General features: G+C 60.0%; 21 protein-coding genes and 1 pseudogene. 14 read left to right on the forward strand and 8 right to left on the reverse strand.

The window, feature by feature from the left end; translation table 11 throughout:
- Positions 1-53: 53 nt before the first annotated feature.
- From PMI07_RS21440 to PMI07_RS35780, 7 genes are all read right to left on the reverse strand, one after another.
- Positions 54-1,307, reverse strand: a complete 1,254-nt coding sequence (locus tag PMI07_RS21440) for a RecT family recombinase (RefSeq protein ID WP_007758550.1) — start codon at positions 1,305-1,307, stop codon at positions 54-56.
- Positions 1,285-2,412, reverse strand: a complete 1,128-nt coding sequence (locus PMI07_RS21445) for a PD-(D/E)XK nuclease-like domain-containing protein (RefSeq protein WP_007758551.1) — start codon at positions 2,410-2,412, stop codon at positions 1,285-1,287. Before PMI07_RS21445 ends, PMI07_RS21440 begins: the two co-directional genes overlap by 23 nt.
- Positions 2,409-2,915: a hypothetical protein gene (locus tag PMI07_RS21450; RefSeq protein WP_007758552.1), complete on the reverse strand. Its 507-nt coding sequence runs from the start codon at positions 2,913-2,915 to the stop codon at positions 2,409-2,411. Before PMI07_RS21450 ends, PMI07_RS21445 begins: the two co-directional genes overlap by 4 nt.
- Positions 2,912-3,331 (reverse strand): hypothetical protein, encoded by a 420-nt coding sequence (locus PMI07_RS21455; RefSeq protein WP_007758553.1) that lies wholly within the window; start codon positions 3,329-3,331, stop codon positions 2,912-2,914. The genes PMI07_RS21450 and PMI07_RS21455 overlap by 4 nt, the downstream gene beginning before the upstream one ends.
- A complete protein-coding gene (locus PMI07_RS21460) occupies positions 3,328-4,611 on the reverse strand; it encodes an AAA family ATPase (RefSeq protein ID WP_007758555.1) in 1,284 nt (427 codons plus the stop codon). Before PMI07_RS21460 ends, PMI07_RS21455 begins: the two co-directional genes overlap by 4 nt.
- A 3-nt stretch (positions 4,612-4,614) precedes the next feature.
- Positions 4,615-4,833 (reverse strand): hypothetical protein, encoded by a 219-nt coding sequence (locus tag PMI07_RS21465; protein WP_037087762.1) that lies wholly within the window; start codon positions 4,831-4,833, stop codon positions 4,615-4,617.
- Between the two features lie 863 nt (positions 4,834-5,696).
- On the reverse strand, positions 5,697-6,434 hold the full coding sequence (locus PMI07_RS35780; RefSeq protein ID WP_007758560.1) for a helix-turn-helix transcriptional regulator: 738 nt from the start codon (positions 6,432-6,434) through the stop codon (positions 5,697-5,699).
- Positions 6,435-6,535: 101 nt separating this feature from the next.
- Here PMI07_RS35780 and PMI07_RS21480 point away from each other — a divergent pair, with 101 nt between their 5' ends.
- The 14 genes and pseudogenes from PMI07_RS21480 (at position 6,536) to PMI07_RS21540 (ending at position 14,366) form a co-directional block, all read left to right on the forward strand.
- The gene (locus tag PMI07_RS21480) at positions 6,536-6,817 is read left to right on the forward strand and encodes a hypothetical protein (protein ID WP_007758561.1); all 282 of its coding nucleotides are present in this window, start codon (positions 6,536-6,538) and stop codon (positions 6,815-6,817) included.
- A gap of 10 nt (positions 6,818-6,827) precedes the next feature.
- A complete protein-coding gene (locus PMI07_RS21485) occupies positions 6,828-7,166 on the forward strand; it encodes a GcrA cell cycle regulator (RefSeq protein ID WP_007758563.1) in 339 nt (112 codons plus the stop codon).
- A 57-nt stretch (positions 7,167-7,223) separates the two neighbouring features.
- Entirely contained in the window at positions 7,224-7,658 is a 435-nt protein-coding gene (locus PMI07_RS21490; RefSeq protein WP_210164778.1) for a hypothetical protein, read from the forward strand.
- Between the two features lie 58 nt (positions 7,659-7,716).
- Complete coding sequence (locus tag PMI07_RS21495) at positions 7,717-7,902, forward strand: hypothetical protein (protein ID WP_007758567.1); 186 nt, start codon at positions 7,717-7,719, stop codon at positions 7,900-7,902.
- A gap of 8 nt (positions 7,903-7,910) precedes the next feature.
- Positions 7,911-8,291: an HNH endonuclease signature motif containing protein gene (locus tag PMI07_RS33745; protein ID WP_007758569.1), complete on the forward strand. Its 381-nt coding sequence runs from the start codon at positions 7,911-7,913 to the stop codon at positions 8,289-8,291.
- A complete protein-coding gene (locus PMI07_RS21505) occupies positions 8,291-8,890 on the forward strand; it encodes an MT-A70 family methyltransferase (RefSeq protein WP_007758571.1) in 600 nt (199 codons plus the stop codon). The genes PMI07_RS33745 and PMI07_RS21505 overlap by 1 nt, the downstream gene beginning before the upstream one ends.
- The gene (locus tag PMI07_RS21510; RefSeq protein ID WP_007758573.1) at positions 8,887-9,531 is read left to right on the forward strand and encodes a hypothetical protein; all 645 of its coding nucleotides are present in this window, start codon (positions 8,887-8,889) and stop codon (positions 9,529-9,531) included. The genes PMI07_RS21505 and PMI07_RS21510 overlap by 4 nt, the downstream gene beginning before the upstream one ends.
- Positions 9,528-10,127 (forward strand): hypothetical protein, encoded by a 600-nt coding sequence (locus tag PMI07_RS21515; RefSeq protein WP_007758577.1) that lies wholly within the window; start codon positions 9,528-9,530, stop codon positions 10,125-10,127. Before PMI07_RS21510 ends, PMI07_RS21515 begins: the two co-directional genes overlap by 4 nt.
- Positions 10,124-10,450 carry a hypothetical protein gene (locus PMI07_RS21520; RefSeq protein ID WP_007758579.1) on the forward strand — a complete coding sequence of 109 codons (327 nt, stop codon included), beginning with the start codon at positions 10,124-10,126 and terminating at the stop codon, positions 10,448-10,450. Before PMI07_RS21515 ends, PMI07_RS21520 begins: the two co-directional genes overlap by 4 nt.
- Positions 10,450-10,752 (forward strand): annotated as a pseudogene (locus PMI07_RS35785) (CHC2 zinc finger domain-containing protein); the annotation flags it as partial. The gene PMI07_RS21520 and the pseudogene PMI07_RS35785, both read left to right, overlap by 1 nt.
- Positions 10,753-10,788: 36 nt before the next feature.
- The gene (locus PMI07_RS36000; RefSeq protein ID WP_348626251.1) at positions 10,789-11,547 is read left to right on the forward strand and encodes a toprim domain-containing protein; all 759 of its coding nucleotides are present in this window, start codon (positions 10,789-10,791) and stop codon (positions 11,545-11,547) included.
- Positions 11,519-12,934, forward strand: a complete 1,416-nt coding sequence (locus PMI07_RS21530) for a DnaB-like helicase C-terminal domain-containing protein (protein ID WP_024164015.1) — start codon at positions 11,519-11,521, stop codon at positions 12,932-12,934. Before PMI07_RS36000 ends, PMI07_RS21530 begins: the two co-directional genes overlap by 29 nt.
- 303 nt (positions 12,935-13,237) lie before the next feature.
- Complete coding sequence (locus PMI07_RS35040; protein WP_007754736.1) at positions 13,238-13,543, forward strand: hypothetical protein; 306 nt, start codon at positions 13,238-13,240, stop codon at positions 13,541-13,543.
- A gap of 49 nt (positions 13,544-13,592) precedes the next feature.
- On the forward strand, positions 13,593-14,366 hold the full coding sequence (locus PMI07_RS21540; protein WP_155956599.1) for a hypothetical protein: 774 nt from the start codon (positions 13,593-13,595) through the stop codon (positions 14,364-14,366).
- 135 nt (positions 14,367-14,501) lie between these two features.
- Here the strand turns inward: PMI07_RS21540 and PMI07_RS21545 are convergent, their stop codons facing one another.
- Complete coding sequence (locus PMI07_RS21545; RefSeq protein WP_007754743.1) at positions 14,502-14,975, reverse strand: hypothetical protein; 474 nt, start codon at positions 14,973-14,975, stop codon at positions 14,502-14,504.
- Positions 14,976-14,984: the final 9 nt, after the last annotated feature.

The raw sequence follows: 14,984 nt of genomic DNA on the forward strand, positions 1-14,984 counted from the left end.
TTCGCGCTGAGGTTTACGGAGCCCCTTGCAAGGGCTCCGATTTCAATTCAGGGTTAGGGGTATTTGCCGACATTTAACTTTTCGACATCGAGCAGGGACTTGATTTTGTGGACGAACATGGCGTGCTCGCCGGCCCACGCCTCCTCCTTCACCTGCTGCTGGATCGCCCAGTCGGACATGTCGATGCAGGCCTTTAGCAATGGATGCGTGTAGGCGGGTGTCGCTTCTTTCCAGTCGACCGCCGCCTGCTTGAGCACGCCGCGCCGGCCGCGAGGATCGAGATCTGGCAGGAGGGCAACGCCGAGTAGCTTCTCGGCGGCTTCAGCGGCTTTCGCCTTGTCCGCGGGGAAGACATCGACTTCTGGGACCGCTGGTGGCACCAAGTCCTTCTTGGTCTCGGTTTTGGTCTGCTGGGTGTTCCCGGCGTCTTTGTTCTCTGGCTGCCGCTCCTGCTTCCGCGATGCCCTCCCGTCGCCGGTGTTGTTGATCCGCTGCTGGCGTGGCTCCTGCTGGCTGCCCGCGGGCTGCGTCTCCCGCGGCTGCTGCATTGGGGGCTGCTGCTTGTTCTCGATCGATGGCGTGGCGTTGCCTTCGATGACTTCGCCCGTGAACGGGTTGGTCCGCTCGACCACGCGGTTCGGTGTGAAGTCGAACAACTCGTCCTGGCGCTCGAGGAGCGCGCGGATCTTGTCGTTGTTGACCGAGATATACTTGGCGCCGCGCCGGAGCACGGCCTTCTTGTACATTTCATTCGTCCAGTTCTTCCAGGCAGGCGAGTCGGGCGCCTTCGAAGCCTTCCGAACGTTCTCAAAGTCGACGATCGACATGGTCTCGAGGTGCATGACCCGCTTATGCTCGTCTCGGAAGACAACGTAGCCGCCGACCACCTTGCCGCGGTCGGTAGCGAACCGGTCGGACACATGGGAAAGGGAGTCGGGATCGGACTCGTCCAGCGTGAACACGTCCTTCTCGAAGACGAGGTTACAGACGATGTTGAAGACGCCGCCGAGTTCCTTCATCCGTTTGATGATGCCTTGCACCATCGGCTGATACTGAAGCTCACCCTTGTAGGGGATCATGGCGGCTTCTTTGTTGTCCGGCACGAGGCCGTCGGCCGCGCACTTCGAGATCTCGCGTTTGATACTGTTCTCGGAGCACTTGAGAATGTCCGGGTTCTGCTGAACGGCGATCATGAAGACGGACCGGAGGCGGTCGAAGCTCTTGCCGCTGTCTAGTACAAGCGGCTCGAGTTCAACGCGCAGGCCGTCGATCAGGCGGCCAGCTTCAACGGTTGTTAGGCTGTTCATACTGGATTCCTCGATTGTAGGAGGGCATGACCGAGTGGTTGAGCCGAAGCGGCGCCTTGGGCGGGGGCGTCCAGAGCTGAGCCGGACCCCACTGGTTCATGTAGGAGTGGTAAACTTCGACCGTGTCGGCCACGATGTTGCGAGCGTGCTCGAACATCCTGTCGGCGGTGTCGATCGAGAGGGTGACCGGGATCATCCCGGAGTCCTTGCGGATCATTACCCAAACCCACTCGACGCCGTCGCCCTCGAGTAAGCTCTTGATGAAACCATCGCGAGGAGCGTCACCGTAGACGGCGCCGTAGGCGAGGAGCTTCTTCGCTTCTTGGAAGAGCTCCATATATGCCGCGACCTGGATGTCGTAGCACATGTCGTAGACCTTAAAGATGCCGGCTTGCTCGTGCGTTCCGCCCTTGTAGGTGTCGAATGATTTGAGGTCGACGATCAATGACTTGACGCGATCGCCGGCCGGCGGGATGGCGTAGTCGAGACGGCACTTGCGCCGGACGCCGTTGATGGTGACGATGATGGACAGCTCGGCCGCACCACTGATGAGCGAGCCGGCGACCATGACAGACGCGAGGGTAGGATCGCGCGTCATATTAGCGACAGCATCCTCAATCTCCTGCACCTGTCGGTCGTCGAGGGTTTCGTGGTCCGGATGGTCGAAATACCAGCGGGCAAGGATTTCGTCGAAGAACGGCGGGCATTCGTCCAACTCTCGAGCTCGGGCCATCAGCTCCGGCTTGTTGCCGGTGAGCTTCTGCCCGTGCATGCGGAGGAACTCCTTGATCTGGTCAGTGGTGTTGAGTGCGTCCGGGTAGTCGCTCGGTACCGGCGGATTGGCATAACGCTCTTCGAACGCCGCCTTGCCCTCGAGCACGCGGCAATGCCACGCGCGGCCCCAGGTCAGATATTTCGGATCGCTCTTGCGCGGGCGGAGCCGGTCGTACTGCCACTTGCAGGGATCTTTCGCCAGCTGCATGAACGAGGTCGAGCCGATCGCCGTGTCGGCGTGGTAGATCTCCTCCGGAAGGCCGAAGTAGATGCCGTCCGGCAACTGGTAGCGGCCGTCGGCGTCTGGCTTGAAATCGAGGTAGGTTTTCACAGGCCACCCTCCTTCGTCGTCACCCGGTACCGGATGATATCGCTGTTGAAATTCGAGTCGTCGGGATTGGAGTGCTTCCACCAGAGCCGCTGAACTCGAGCTTTGTCGGTGCGGCCGTCACGCGTCTGGATCTCGACGAGCGTATTGTCAGGAAGTTCCGGCTTCTCGCGATCGCCGGACCAAACGATAAAAGCCTCGTTTTCGAAGATGCCTTCCTCAAGGGGAGGAATGACGACGTCTGGCAGAGCGCCGTCCATCATGTCGGCCAGCGCGCGAAGCATGCGTGCTGACTTCTCGGCATCGCCGTGGAAGGAGCTGACGCGGGCGTGAAACTGATAGGCAGCGTCGACCTTGATCTCTGTGCCAACCTTGATGTCCCGGCCGCCGTTGAGCCGGGTCCATGCCTCGTCATAGGAGCTGGTGAAACCGGCCGCCTTGATGATCTCTTCCTGAGAGATCTCGACAACGAACCTCTCGCGGCCGGCTGCTGCGATGATCTTCATGCGACACCGCCTTTAAGCAGGGTCACGCCGTCGACAAACCGCGAATCCCACATAGCTCGGAAATCCGTGTCGGGGCTCAAGGTGCCGGCGGAGATAGCCTCGAGGAGCTCGACAACGCGGGATTCGGCAGCCTCGTCGCTCTCCGCCTTGAACTGGTATCCGTGGTTGGCAGGCTCCAGTCTGTGCACGGGAGGCTCAACCGGATGGGCAGGGTCGAGCGCGAACACCAGGAGCTCGTGCGTCATCCCCTCTTTGTAGAGTGTGGGAGCCTGCTGGCCCGGGAGATCGGTCGTAAGGTCGTAGAGGAACACGACGTAGCAATCCCAAAGAGGGTGCGCCCAAGCCGCCTCGACGATCCACGTCTTGTTGAATGCGCCGGTGGCCGGCGCTGCGGGAATATGTTCGCGGAATGTCATTCGGCTGCCTCCAGCTGAGCGCCGGCAACACGACCGTCCTCGATGACGATCGCGGTATCGCGAGGCGACTGCACGGACTCGAGCCAGATCTGCATGTCCTGCTCTTCCGCGTAGGTAGCGAGCAGCTTCATCGAGTCGGTGTCGAGCAGCGAGCCGTCACGCACTCGGATGACGCGGAGCTTCGGGTTCATGGCGCCGGCAACAGCGACAGACACGCGAAGCTGCTCGGCGTCGCTCGCCTGATCGAAAGGCTGGCCGTTGACAAGGATCGAGTCATCGGTCAGCTCAAGGCCGCCGACAGGGAGCTCCGCGCGCCTGACCGCCCTGGAGGCCGCTTCCTTGCGGTCGTCGATGGCTTTGGTGTAGGCGGCGCTCTTCTCCTCGGCTGCCTTCAATTCGTTCTGCAGCGTCGCGCGCTGCTGCTTGCGGTCCACGTAGCGGTTGGTCTCTTCCGCCTTGGTGATCTGCTGGCGGATGGTCTCGATGTCGACCTTCTCGCCGCTCGTGTCGATGCCATCGACTTCATCGCGCAGTTCCTCAATCGCCAGCTCGTCCGCAATGATGGCGGCTTGCAGAGTTTTGATCTGTGCCTTGCGGGTGGCGTTGATCGAGTCGAGGGACTGGATGCGCTGATCGATGTTCTGCCGTTTGGTGATGGCGGCATCGATCTTGCTATTGTGATCCATCGCCCTGGAGAGCTCGCCCATTAGGGATTCGGCGCTGATCCGCTGGTCGGGGGTGTCCTCCGGCACGGCAATGGCGTCGATGCGGGCCTTCAGATCGCGAACGGTGCGGTTGACGTCGGTCCGGGCCTCGAAGTCCGCCTTGTTTTTGGCTTCGGCATCGGCGAAGTCATAGTCCTTCACCAGCGCCCGCAGCGCCACCACCTGCTCCTGTGGCTTCATACGAGCGAAGGCGAGGGGGTCGAAGGTAAGGTCGCCGATGAAGGTCTCGAGCAGCTTGACCGGGCTGTCCGCCTTGAAGCCATCCTTGTTCTTCACCGTCAGGGCGATGGTGACGTCGCCGTCTGGCTTCCGCTTGAAGGTCTTGGTGACGATGTAGTCGCCAAGGTCGATCTCGACGAACCCCTTCTCGGCACCTTCGCGGATTGGGCTCGACTGCACCACCTTGTTGGAGTCGAGCGCCCACCAGATCGCGTCTAGGATTGACGTCTTGCCCTGGCCGTTCTTGCCCGTGATCTCAACAAGATTGCCATCTGGTCGGATCTCGACGGCAACCAGCCGCTTAATATTTTCTGCCTGCAATGAAACGATCTTCACGACTTAATCCTCAGTTGGATGATCTTCTGCTCTTGCTTCCGCGATGAAATTTTCGCGGACTTTCTCTGGCAATCGCCGCCATCGGCGGGCGCATGCCTGCTCCGGGGTCTCCGGGATCTGTTTGCCGTTGAGATTGAGCACCAGGCAGGAGCCAACCCCGAAGGCGATGAAGCGTTGGTAGATTTCGAAAGCGCGGCCTTCGATCAGCTCGTGGTCGGTCAAAGATCCACCCCATGCGCTCGTGCGAGGCACTGAACGCGGGACGATTCGATGAGCTCTTTCTGCCCGGCGGACAGCTGTTCGCCGCGGTGCCACGCCTTGATGGCCTCAACCGTGGCGGAGCGAACGTCGGAGGCTTTCGCCAATGCAGATTGTATTGAGTGAATCATGGGATCCGCGAAACTGCCGTTATCTACGTATCGAATGAACTAGATAATACGCATCGTATCGTAGGTGTCAACGGTGCGGTAAATTAATTCGCAACGTATTGACTGTCGGCATGAGCGGGGAGCATAAAAGAGAAAAGCCCCGCACCTCTTTGCAGGAGGTCGGGGCTGAGACTGGAAGGCAAATTCGTTTCGCGGCGAAGATCTCCAGTAGCGCTGAATATACATACACAACGTATTATTTCAAGCTACTCGTCCTCGCTTTGTTCCAAATCCTGTCCAGTTTGCATCATGTGAATGACGCGAACCGGTTCGCCCATGATGTAGATCCGAGCAAGAACGGGATTTGATCTGGCTCAAGGGGTTTCTGGCGGCGAAAGCTGGCAGCCTGCCCTGATCAACGGAGACGTCTCCGAAAAAGAGGCTGATATGGTGGGGCGGACGAGCACGCTGCCATCTGTGGGATAAGCGGTGGTCGGCTCGGTCGGGCAGATACTCCTTCCACTCCAGGGAACACGCTTCTACTCGGAGCGTGGTTCTTGGTTTGTGGGCATCACAGTGATCTCTCAATCGAGCAGGGGAAAGAAATTCAAGACTTCATGAAGGGTAGAGAAGGTATTGATAGACCCCATGAGCTCTTAACGTTTACGCTCTGTGGTTGTCTCAAGCGGTCGATTCAGAAAAACGCGGACTCCGAAATCAAATCGAGCGCCCGAACCACATGACCCGGCCCGCAACATTGAGCAGATCGACTTCGCCTGAAGTGACTTCTTCCGCGGGGTACTTAGGGTTGTCGCTTATCAGTTGAAGGGAGCCATTCATCCTCCCGTGAATTCGCTTCACCAGAACCATGTCCCCGTAAATCACGACATAGATGGCGTTGTCCTTGACCCGGTTTATCGAGGTGTCGACGAGCAAGACGTCACCGTCTCGAATTGTCTCCTCCATGCTATCACCGCGGGCGCTGAGGATGCGAGCGGCCGACGGATTGACGCCTTTCGCGCGCAGCCAGTGAGATTGGAAAGCGAGATATTCCAGCGGATCTTCGCCATACGGAACCAACCCGTTCCCCGCTGATGCCTGGACATCAAGACGCGGAATCAATGCGAATTCCTGGGAGCCCCCGACTTCCGTCTGGAAATAGAAGACGTCGCCGTCGGCTTTACCTTGGACGATCGCCGTCACTTCGGACTCGGCGCCGATTGAAGTCGCTTTATACGCGTCGTCGGGAGTCCCGAACATCAACCAAGCGGGGTCTACATTAAAATGCTGGGCGTATTTGATCGCGGCAAGGCGATCGAATTCGCGCGTACCATTTTCATGCGCTGTGTAGGTGACAATCTTCGTATTGATCCGACGCGCGGCATCCGATGCGGTCTTATCACCTGCTTTTGCCCGGGCAAAACGTAGCCGAGCGTGCGGAGTATCCAACTTCATACTCTCTGAAACTCCTCTTTTGTGTGGCTTCATACGTTTCGTATTGACCGCATAAAAATGCGTTCCGTATATATTACCTCAAATTGGAGACGTAAAGCCAGATGGAAGCCAAAGAACTTGCGGTAAAAGAAAACGGCTACGAGGCCAAGCTCACCGGGGACCAGGTGCGGTTCATCCGCACGATGCTCGGAGAGAGCCAAGCGACCTTCGCAATGCGCTTCGCAGTTCAGCAGCCGGTCATCTTCCGGTTGGAGAAAAAGCGGACGGTCGAGCAGGGCCCGATCATCATCCTCATCGACATGCTGGCGAAGCAGTTCAGCATCGAGGTGCCGGAGAAGCCCATCCGCCGGCCAGATCCAGAGCCGGCCGCGGCGGCTGAATGAGGCGGTCGCGATGGGGGCGGTACGAGGGAAAGGTTGGACGAGGGAGCGGGACGGCATCCTTCGTGATCTGGCAGCGAAGGAATTATCCGCGCGCCAGATAGCATCGAAGATGGGGCTCAGTAACGTCCTCGTTTCGAAGCGCATCAAGAAATTGGGCTTGCGTGAGGTGACTGAACCCAAGGCGCCACCCCAGCCCAACCACATCATCGATTACAAGCGAGCGCGCCGAGGCTTCCATGTGCCGGCTCATCTCGAGAACCAATACTTCGAACTGATCAGGTCCGGAGTGTCCATCGCCGAGGCATGCCGGCGGCTGGAAATCAACGTGCATGCGCCAGCACAGAGGTGAGAGATGATGAGTAAGGACCACAATCAGAAAACAGAACAGGAGCTCCACGAAGAGCGCGTGTTCCTGAACGCGTACACGGATCTGAAGGGCCACAAGTCCGACATGGCGAGCACGAAGGGCGACATGGGCGCCATCTACAAGCGCCTGAAGGATCTCGGCTGGTCGAAGGCCGATGTCGAGTTCGCCTTCACGCTCGAAGACAAGGATGTCGGCAAGGTCGTCGCCGAGTTCGAGCGCCGCATCCGCATCGCAAAGATGTTCGGCCACCAGGTCGGCCGGCAGATCGATCTCCTCGACAAGGATCGGACGCCGCAGGACGAGCGCGCCTACGAGGAAGGCCTCGCGGCCGGCAAGCTGCGCAAGAGCGCAAGCAATCCGTACCAGCCTGGTTCGGAAGAGTTTCAGCGTTGGCAGGACGGCATGAACGAAGGCACCGCCTGGATCAATGCCGAAACTGACAAGGCCGTCAACGGCGAGCAGGCGCCGGACTGATACCACCTGCAGACTACCGACGACCCCCGGCAACAATGCCACAAGATGGAGAAGACCAATGGAAAAGACGTTTCAGTTCGAGCTCGACGACAAGGTGAAGCTCGAGCTCAGCAACGAGACCGGCATGGTCATCGGCCGCGCTGAATTCACGACCAAAGACCCCCAATACCTCGTTCGTTACAAGGCTGCCGACGGTCGCCTGGTCGAAGCATGGTGGGATGAGGACGCGATCCTCGCGGCCTGACCCGTGTCATGGCCTACCGCCTCTCACGCTACCAGCAAGCAAGGCTGGATGCCGCATTCGCACGGGCTGATCGCGAGTCGGCGCTGAGGAAGCAGGACGGGCGCTGCAAGTACTGCCTCTGCAAACTCAACTACAAAAACGTCACCCGGGATCACGTCGTTGCCCGGGCGACAGGTGGCCTAGACCACCGAAACAACATCGTCGCGGCCTGTGTCCGGTGCAACCGGCTCAAGGGGTCGATGTCGGTCAAGCTGTTCTTGCGTCTGATCACTCACCCGCTTCCAGGCGAGCACATGGTCTACCGGATGATCTGGTTCGACCGCCGGCTCAACATCGCGCTCGATGAAATGGAAAAGAACGTGTTCCGCGCTGTGGGGATCAAACAATAATGCGACTGCTTGCTTACGGAGGTCTGGCTAACTGGCCGTTCGGCGATCTGATGCCGGGCAGCTTTGATTTCATGATGGTGGACTATCCGTGGCAGCAGGAGATGTACTCCAAGCGCGGTGAGAAGAAGGCGCCGCAGGGCAAATACAAAACCATGACGGTCGAGGAAGGCCTTTCCCTTCCAGTCATGGACCTTGCGGCGCCTAACACCGTCATGTGGATGTGGGCCATCAACCCAATGCTCGATCAGGCCTTCATCCTCATGAAGGGGTGGGGCTTCGAGTTCAAGACCGCCGGCACCTGGCTGAAGACCACGAAGCACGGGAAGATCCATTTCGGTACCGGCTATATCCTTCGCGGCAGCAACGAACCGTTTCTGATCGGGACGCGTGGCAACCCGAAGACGTCGAAGAGCGTCCGCTCCGGCTTCACCGGATTGGCACGTCGTCATTCTGAAAAGCCTGAAGAGGCATTCGTTGCAGCTGAAAAGCTGATGCCGAACGCCAACCGCCTCGAGCTGTTCAGCCGCACCGATCGGCCGGGCTGGCAGTCGTGGGGTGACGAAGCTGGCAAGTTCAACCCGCTCGAGGTGGCGGCATGAAGAACGCGGCCATCTTCCTCTGCGACACGACCGGCATCATGGCCCGGCCATGGGCCGAGGCCGGCGTCGAATGCTACTGCGTCGATATCCAGAACGGGTTCAAGCGCAGCAAGGCGATCGGCAACCTCCATTTCGTGTGGGGTGATGTCCGCAGCTGGACGCCGCCGCGCCGCAAGATCCTGTTTGTCGCGGCCTTCCCGCCGTGCACGCACGTTGCCAACAGCGGCAGCCAGCATTTCGAGCAGAAGGGCGGGGTAATGCTGCGCGATGCGCTCGAGGTGTTCGAGGCGTGCCGCATGGCGGCCGCGTGGTCGGGCGCTCCCTACTGCATTGAGAACCCGAAGGGGTTCCTGTCGAACGTGCCGCACATCGGCAAGCCCGACTACATGTTCCACCCTTGGCAATTCGCCGGGTACCACAGCGCCGATCATTACACCAAGGAAACGCATCTCTGGACCGGCAATGGTTTCGTCATGCCGCTTCACCGGCCTTACTACGAGAACGCGACGCCTCCGGACAATCGCATCCACATGGCCGCCGGCTCCGGTTTCCGCGGCGATGCCCGAAGCAAGACGCCGATCGGCTTCTCCCGTGCCGTGTTCGACGCCAACGCGCCAGCATCAATCAGGAGAGCAGCATGAATTACGATCCCAAGGGCGCTCCCGGTTCATATTTCGTCTTCGATCCAGGTCGGACCACGGGCTTCGCTTACTGCCTCGCCGGTGGCGAGCGGATGCGAAGCGGCACCTGGCGCTTCAAGCAGGAGTCGCCGGGCGCGGCCTACGCCGAGTTCGTCGGATACCTGAAGCGCATGTTGACGGGGCTGCCTGACCCGCTGGTTGGCATCGAACTTATGACCGTCGTCGACCATGGCGAAAACGGGAAGTCAGCGATCGACGCTCAGCAGGTGATGTTCTCGTCAGGCTGGCCGACCCATGCGCAGACGCTTTGCCACACGATGGGCCTGCGCGAGCCGCAGCTGATCGCCATCTCGACCTGGCGTTCGAAAACTCATCGCAAGATGCGGGTGCCGGACAGCATGAAGAACTTCAAGCAGGCCGATAAGTCGAAGTGGTTGAAGCAGCAGGCCAAGGACTACTGCGACCGGCAGGGCTGGGGCTACAACTCAGAAGACGAGGCGGAAGCGCTCTGCATGCTCGACGCTCTGCGCATGATGCACGAGCCGTCATATGCCTTCGACAAGGGCGCGTCCTACCAGCAGGAGTCGTTCCTGTGACAGGTCGTATTCCGTGCATCAACCCCTGCTGCAAGCGCACGGCCTCGGCTGAGAAATACAGCTACGAGATCATTTGCGGGAAGTGCTTCCGCAATCTGCCAGTCGAGATGCGCAACACGCACCGCTTCTACTGGCGGCAGCTCCGCAAATGGGAGCGCCGCATCACCAAGACCACCGACGAGCTCAAGCGCGAACGCATGAAGCCGATCTGCAACATGTGGTCGGACAAAATTACCCGCCATTGGGACGAGCAAATCAAGGCGACCTTCAGCAGCGAGAAGCCCGAAGGCATCGACGCCTTCCTCGAAGAAATGGGCCTGTAATGCGATTCACAGATCAGTTTCTCGACGACCTCCGCGAGCGCGTGTCTATATCCGATGTGGTCGGTACCCGTGTGACGTGGGAACGGTCGAAGACCCGGCCGCAGCGGGGCGACTATTGGGGGTGCTGCCCGTTCCACGGCGAGTCGCGCCCGTCCTTCCACTGCGAGGATAAGAAGGGCCGGTACCACTGCTTCGGTTGCGGCGCGTCGGGCAACCACTTCAAATTCTTCATGGACCTGGATGGCGTGACGTTCCCGCGCGCCGTCGAAATCGTGGCTTCGTTGGCTGGCGTCAGCTTACCGGGATCGGAAGAGACCGCGGATGAAAAACGCGAGCGCATGAAGCGAGAGGCAGATCGCGCGCGCCGTAACGTCCAGAAGGAAGCTGACGACCGCCGCGAGCAGGAGCGCAAGGCGGAGTCGGTGCGCTCTATTTGGGAGGGAGGCGTCGCGATCGCCGGCACGCTCGCAGAAACCTACCTCCGCACCCGATCGATCGAGCTGGCCGACTTTCCTGCCGGCATGGCGTGGATGCCGAGCCTTCGCTTTCACTCGCGCCTCAAGTTGGGCACGGAGCGGCACCCGGCGCTGATCGGCGGGGTTCAGAGCAAGAGCCGGAAGCTGGTCGCCGTGTGGCGCATCTTCCTTGGTCCGGACGGCAAGGCCATTTCCGATAAGGAAGGCAAGAAGGTGAAGCTCGGCTTCGGCCCGGCGACCGGTGGAGCGGTGCGGCTTGGCCCGGTAACGGAGACGCTGCGCCTCACGGAAGGCATCGAGACCGGGCTGGGCGTCATGCTGCTGACTAAGCCGAACGCCTCGACGTGGGCCACACTTTCCACCTCCGGCATGATGAATTTCGAAATCCCCGAGGGCGTCAAGCGCCTCGAGATCTACGCGGATGGTGATCGCCACCGCCTCAATAACAAGACGGGCGACCTGATGGAGCCGCCCGGAATCGTCGCGGCGAAGAAACTCCAGGAACGTGCAAGGCAAGAAGGCGTCGAGGCGGTCGTGCACCCGTCGCCTGAACCTGACGACTGGCTGGACGTATGGGTTCAAAGGAAGAAAGATGAGCAACGCATCTCCCACTATCGGTAACCTCAAGCTCGAGCAGTTGGTGCTCGGCTGCATCCTCCTCAACGAGGAGAACTACTGGCACGTCTCTGAAATTCTGACGATCGAGCTGTTCGCATCCGAAGACCACCAGAAGATCTTTGCCATTATTCATGAGCTGGCATGCGACGGCCGCGCTATCCGGGTTCCGATCGTCGCCGGCCGCATCGGCAGCCTCAGCGAGGATAAAGACCCAGAAGCGTATGTGTCGATGCTGCTGCATGTGGCATCGCGCGAGGAAGGCATCCCGCTCCAGGACTACGCCTATGAACTGCGCTCGTCCGCGACCAGGCGCAAGGTGATCGCGCTCGCCGAAAACATGATCAAGACGGCGAACGACCTGAAGTACGACCCGGACCAGATCGTTGACCGGGCATCGGAACGCCTGGCTGATATCTCCCGGGCGTCGGCGATCGAGCACGAGTCGACCGTGTCCAGCACCATCGGCCAAGTGGTGAAAATGGCGGGCGATAGCAGCAGCTCAATGGCAATCCGCCCCTGCTTGAATGGCTTGGAGAAGATGATCGGCTCGCTGGCGACGGGCTCTCTCGTTTTGTGGGGTGGAGCGCCCGGCTCTGGCAAGACCGCAATGGCGATGCAGCAGATGCTGTTCTCGAGCACCATCCACCCGACATCGCTGTTCGAATTGGAGATGGATAACCGGTCTCTGGTGGTGCGCTCGGTCGCTGGTGAAACCGGCGTTTCCATGCGCGACATCATGCGCGGCCTGAACGATGATCAGTTCGAGGCGCTGATAGCAGCACAGCGCTCGTTCGCGAACCGCAAGCTGAACATCGTAGCACCGTCGAAGATGACGATCCAACAGATCCGCAGCCGGGCCTATGCGCACAAACGAAAGTTCGGCCTGGATCTTCTTGCTGTCGACCACCTGAAGCTGGTGGATCGGCCGAGCAAGACGCGCATGGACCCGGTCGAGCGCGCCTATGAAAACGCTCGCGACCTAAAGGCCCTCGCGAAGGATCTCAATTGCTGCGTCATCGGGCTCTGCCAGTTCACCAAGGCGGCGCGTCAGAAGGAACAGCCGGAGCCTGAGATGGAAGACTTCTATGGCGGCTCGCTCGAGGAGCACGCTGACCTGATGCTCGCCAACTTCAATCGAAACGACTGGCATAAGCGCAATCCCCCGATGACCAACAAAGGCAACCTGAAGGAGGAGTGGGACCGCAAGGTGCAGAGCACCGCAGGAAAGATCGAAGTCTACAAATTGAAGGACCGCTTCGGGTCGCCACGCGATCGGCACATCTTCGATTGGGACGGGAAGATCACGCAATTCAAGGACCAAGTTTTCGAAACGCAGACCTCGTTCCTCTCGCAGGACGAGCGTGAGTTCGACCTGGGAGCAACCGCATGAACGACTTTTCTTACGAGCTTGAAACCGTCGCCACCGTCGGCACTTTCGCGAAGCTTCGGACATCGAGGGACGGAGAGCTCAAGCCCATCCTCGAAAGGGGCGGCCGGCCGAAAATCTACAAGAGCAGGACCGAGGCAATCCAAGATCTGCTCGACCACATCGTCGCCTACATCAACGGCCGCCTGGTCCGTGATGGCGAAATAGCCGGAGAGACGGCAGCAGAAGCGGAGGCGGTATTCAAGGCGCCGCTCCGGCAGAAGGGGAAAACCCGGGTGATCACAGTAGCTTACAAGGGGCGAGGCGATGGGGAAGACAAAGCACAGCGACAGCAGCATCTACGTGGTGTGGGTTCTATGGCTGATCGGGATGTCGGAGAAGAAGATCGGCCTCGTCGCGTCGAAGGGCGGCAAGCAGGTGTCCGGCATCGTATCTCGCTCCCCCTACGCTAACCGATCGGCGATGAGCGACGACCAAAGGCAGAAGGCGCTCGACGAACTGGCGTCGGTGCGCGTCGGCGAGGACGGGAAGAAGATGGACGGCGGCATCCTCGACCGCATTCCAATGAAGATCATTCCGCTGCAGGGGCGGCAGCTGAAAAGGAGCAAATGAAGTGGCAACGGGACAAGGCATTCTCGAGAGACTGAAGCGCGCGAGGGAGATGCCGCCGGCCGACACGAAGGCCGGAGTCCTTCCGCTCGTCGCCTTCTATGGCCGCGATCAGCAGCAGGAGGAATTGCGCAACCGCTTCTACTCCGCAATGGAACGGGCGATGGCATTCCGAGAGGACGACTTCCCGGACCAGATGGGCGGCGGAAAGAAACCGCACTGGACATTGGTCGACCTTCGCGATGCGATCGCGGTGGTCAATGCCAACTCCAGCCCGATCGAGTTCCTGGTATCGCGCGGGGAGATGCAGACGGGCAGGGATCTCGAGGGGATGGGTGGTGTTCGCTTCCACACTGCACTTCGCCTGCGCGATCTCATCGACGGGGCCAGGGTGAACGGCATGAAGTCGCCGAACCTCGAGGGTGGCGGCGGAGGGGGCGGCAAGTCGGCCGACATCCGCGGCTATCAGCTCGACTGCATCAAGCTCCTCGGCCGGGTGAAGGCCGACATGCCGGAGCAATGGATATTCCCCATGCTCGAGTCGGTAGTGTTCATGGATGAATGGATGGACCTTTGGCCGGTGACCGATGGTCCGGTAGCGAGGAGGGAGGCGCTGAGGAAGCGGCGGCTGAAGACAATTCAGGCCCTCCACTTCGCTCTCGATCGAGCAAGCCTTAGCCTGGGGTATATGCAGGAGAATGATTTCAGGCAGCGGTGGGGTCTTGACGCACCAGCCCAGCCTTACGCAGCTCGTCGTCATACTCAGGCGTCCACGGCTTCAAACCAGCTCGGACTGCTGACATCGCAAGGCGCTCGGAAACGGTGAGCTCTCGCTTGCCGGTGGAGATCAGGCTGACAGTGTTGCTGCCAGTGATACCCATCAGCTCGGCGGCCTGGCTGATTTGCCGGCCGTTGAAGCCGAGCCGGGCAACCCATACCCTGAAGTCGTTTATTGCAGTCTTCATGTTTCCTCCTGCATGTCCTGGGTAACCTTTTCGGCGACATCGAAGTTGGCCTTGTTCACCACCAGCAGCTTGGCAAGAACGTGGACGGAGTGCGGGATGTCCTGCTCTCCGTCCAGCCATTTCATGACCCTGCTTTGCGGCACGCCGCAGATCTCCGCGAAGTAGGTGGGGGTCGTATTCATCTCGTCAATGAGCACAGCCAGCTCGGCGCCGGTCAGCCGGATGTAGCCGCCGGCCTTCCTGGTATCTATCGTGCGGCTTTCGTAGAGGCGGATGACCGCCTCCATCGCCGCAATTTCCGCCATCCGCTCGTCGTCGAAGGTGCGGACGCCGTTGTCGTCTCGTACCAAGTCAGGGATCAGCCCGGGTAAGGCGAACTGGCCGGCGAACCGGCCGTTGCGGGGTAATGCCTTGGCTATAAGGCGGGAGGCAGGCTTGATGCTCATGGTGATCCCTGTGTTCTGCAGCATGTCTGCTTT

It is taken from the genome of Rhizobium sp. CF080, from assembly GCF_000282095.2.
Lineage (GTDB): Bacteria > Pseudomonadota > Alphaproteobacteria > Rhizobiales > Rhizobiaceae > Neorhizobium.

Bases quoted from the DNA above. Each gene is read 5' to 3' on its own strand.
- PMI07_RS21440 (WP_007758550.1), bottom strand. From the start codon at position 1,307: ATGAACAGCCTAACAACCGTTGAAGCTGGCCGCCTGATCGACGGCCTG.
- PMI07_RS21450 (WP_007758552.1), bottom strand. From the start codon at position 2,915: ATGAAGATCATCGCAGCAGCCGGCCGCGAGAGGTTCGTTGTCGAGATC.
- PMI07_RS21455 (WP_007758553.1), bottom strand. From the start codon at position 3,331: ATGACATTCCGCGAACATATTCCCGCAGCGCCGGCCACCGGCGCATTC.
- PMI07_RS35780 (WP_007758560.1), bottom strand. From the start codon at position 6,434: ATGAAGTTGGATACTCCGCACGCTCGGCTACGTTTTGCCCGGGCAAAA.
- PMI07_RS21480 (WP_007758561.1), top strand. From the start codon at position 6,536: ATGGAAGCCAAAGAACTTGCGGTAAAAGAAAACGGCTACGAGGCCAAG.
- PMI07_RS21485 (WP_007758563.1), top strand. From the start codon at position 6,828: ATGGGGGCGGTACGAGGGAAAGGTTGGACGAGGGAGCGGGACGGCATC.
- PMI07_RS21495 (WP_007758567.1), top strand. From the start codon at position 7,717: ATGGAAAAGACGTTTCAGTTCGAGCTCGACGACAAGGTGAAGCTCGAG.
- PMI07_RS33745 (WP_007758569.1), top strand. From the start codon at position 7,911: ATGGCCTACCGCCTCTCACGCTACCAGCAAGCAAGGCTGGATGCCGCA.
- PMI07_RS21505 (WP_007758571.1), top strand. From the start codon at position 8,291: ATGCGACTGCTTGCTTACGGAGGTCTGGCTAACTGGCCGTTCGGCGAT.
- PMI07_RS21510 (WP_007758573.1), top strand. From the start codon at position 8,887: ATGAAGAACGCGGCCATCTTCCTCTGCGACACGACCGGCATCATGGCC.
- PMI07_RS21515 (WP_007758577.1), top strand. From the start codon at position 9,528: ATGAATTACGATCCCAAGGGCGCTCCCGGTTCATATTTCGTCTTCGAT.
- PMI07_RS36000 (WP_348626251.1), top strand. From the start codon at position 10,789: ATGAAGCGAGAGGCAGATCGCGCGCGCCGTAACGTCCAGAAGGAAGCT.
- PMI07_RS21530 (WP_024164015.1), top strand. From the start codon at position 11,519: ATGAGCAACGCATCTCCCACTATCGGTAACCTCAAGCTCGAGCAGTTG.
- PMI07_RS35040 (WP_007754736.1), top strand. From the start codon at position 13,238: ATGGGGAAGACAAAGCACAGCGACAGCAGCATCTACGTGGTGTGGGTT.
- PMI07_RS21540 (WP_155956599.1), top strand. From the start codon at position 13,593: ATGCCGCCGGCCGACACGAAGGCCGGAGTCCTTCCGCTCGTCGCCTTC.
- PMI07_RS21545 (WP_007754743.1), bottom strand. From the start codon at position 14,975: ATGCTGCAGAACACAGGGATCACCATGAGCATCAAGCCTGCCTCCCGC.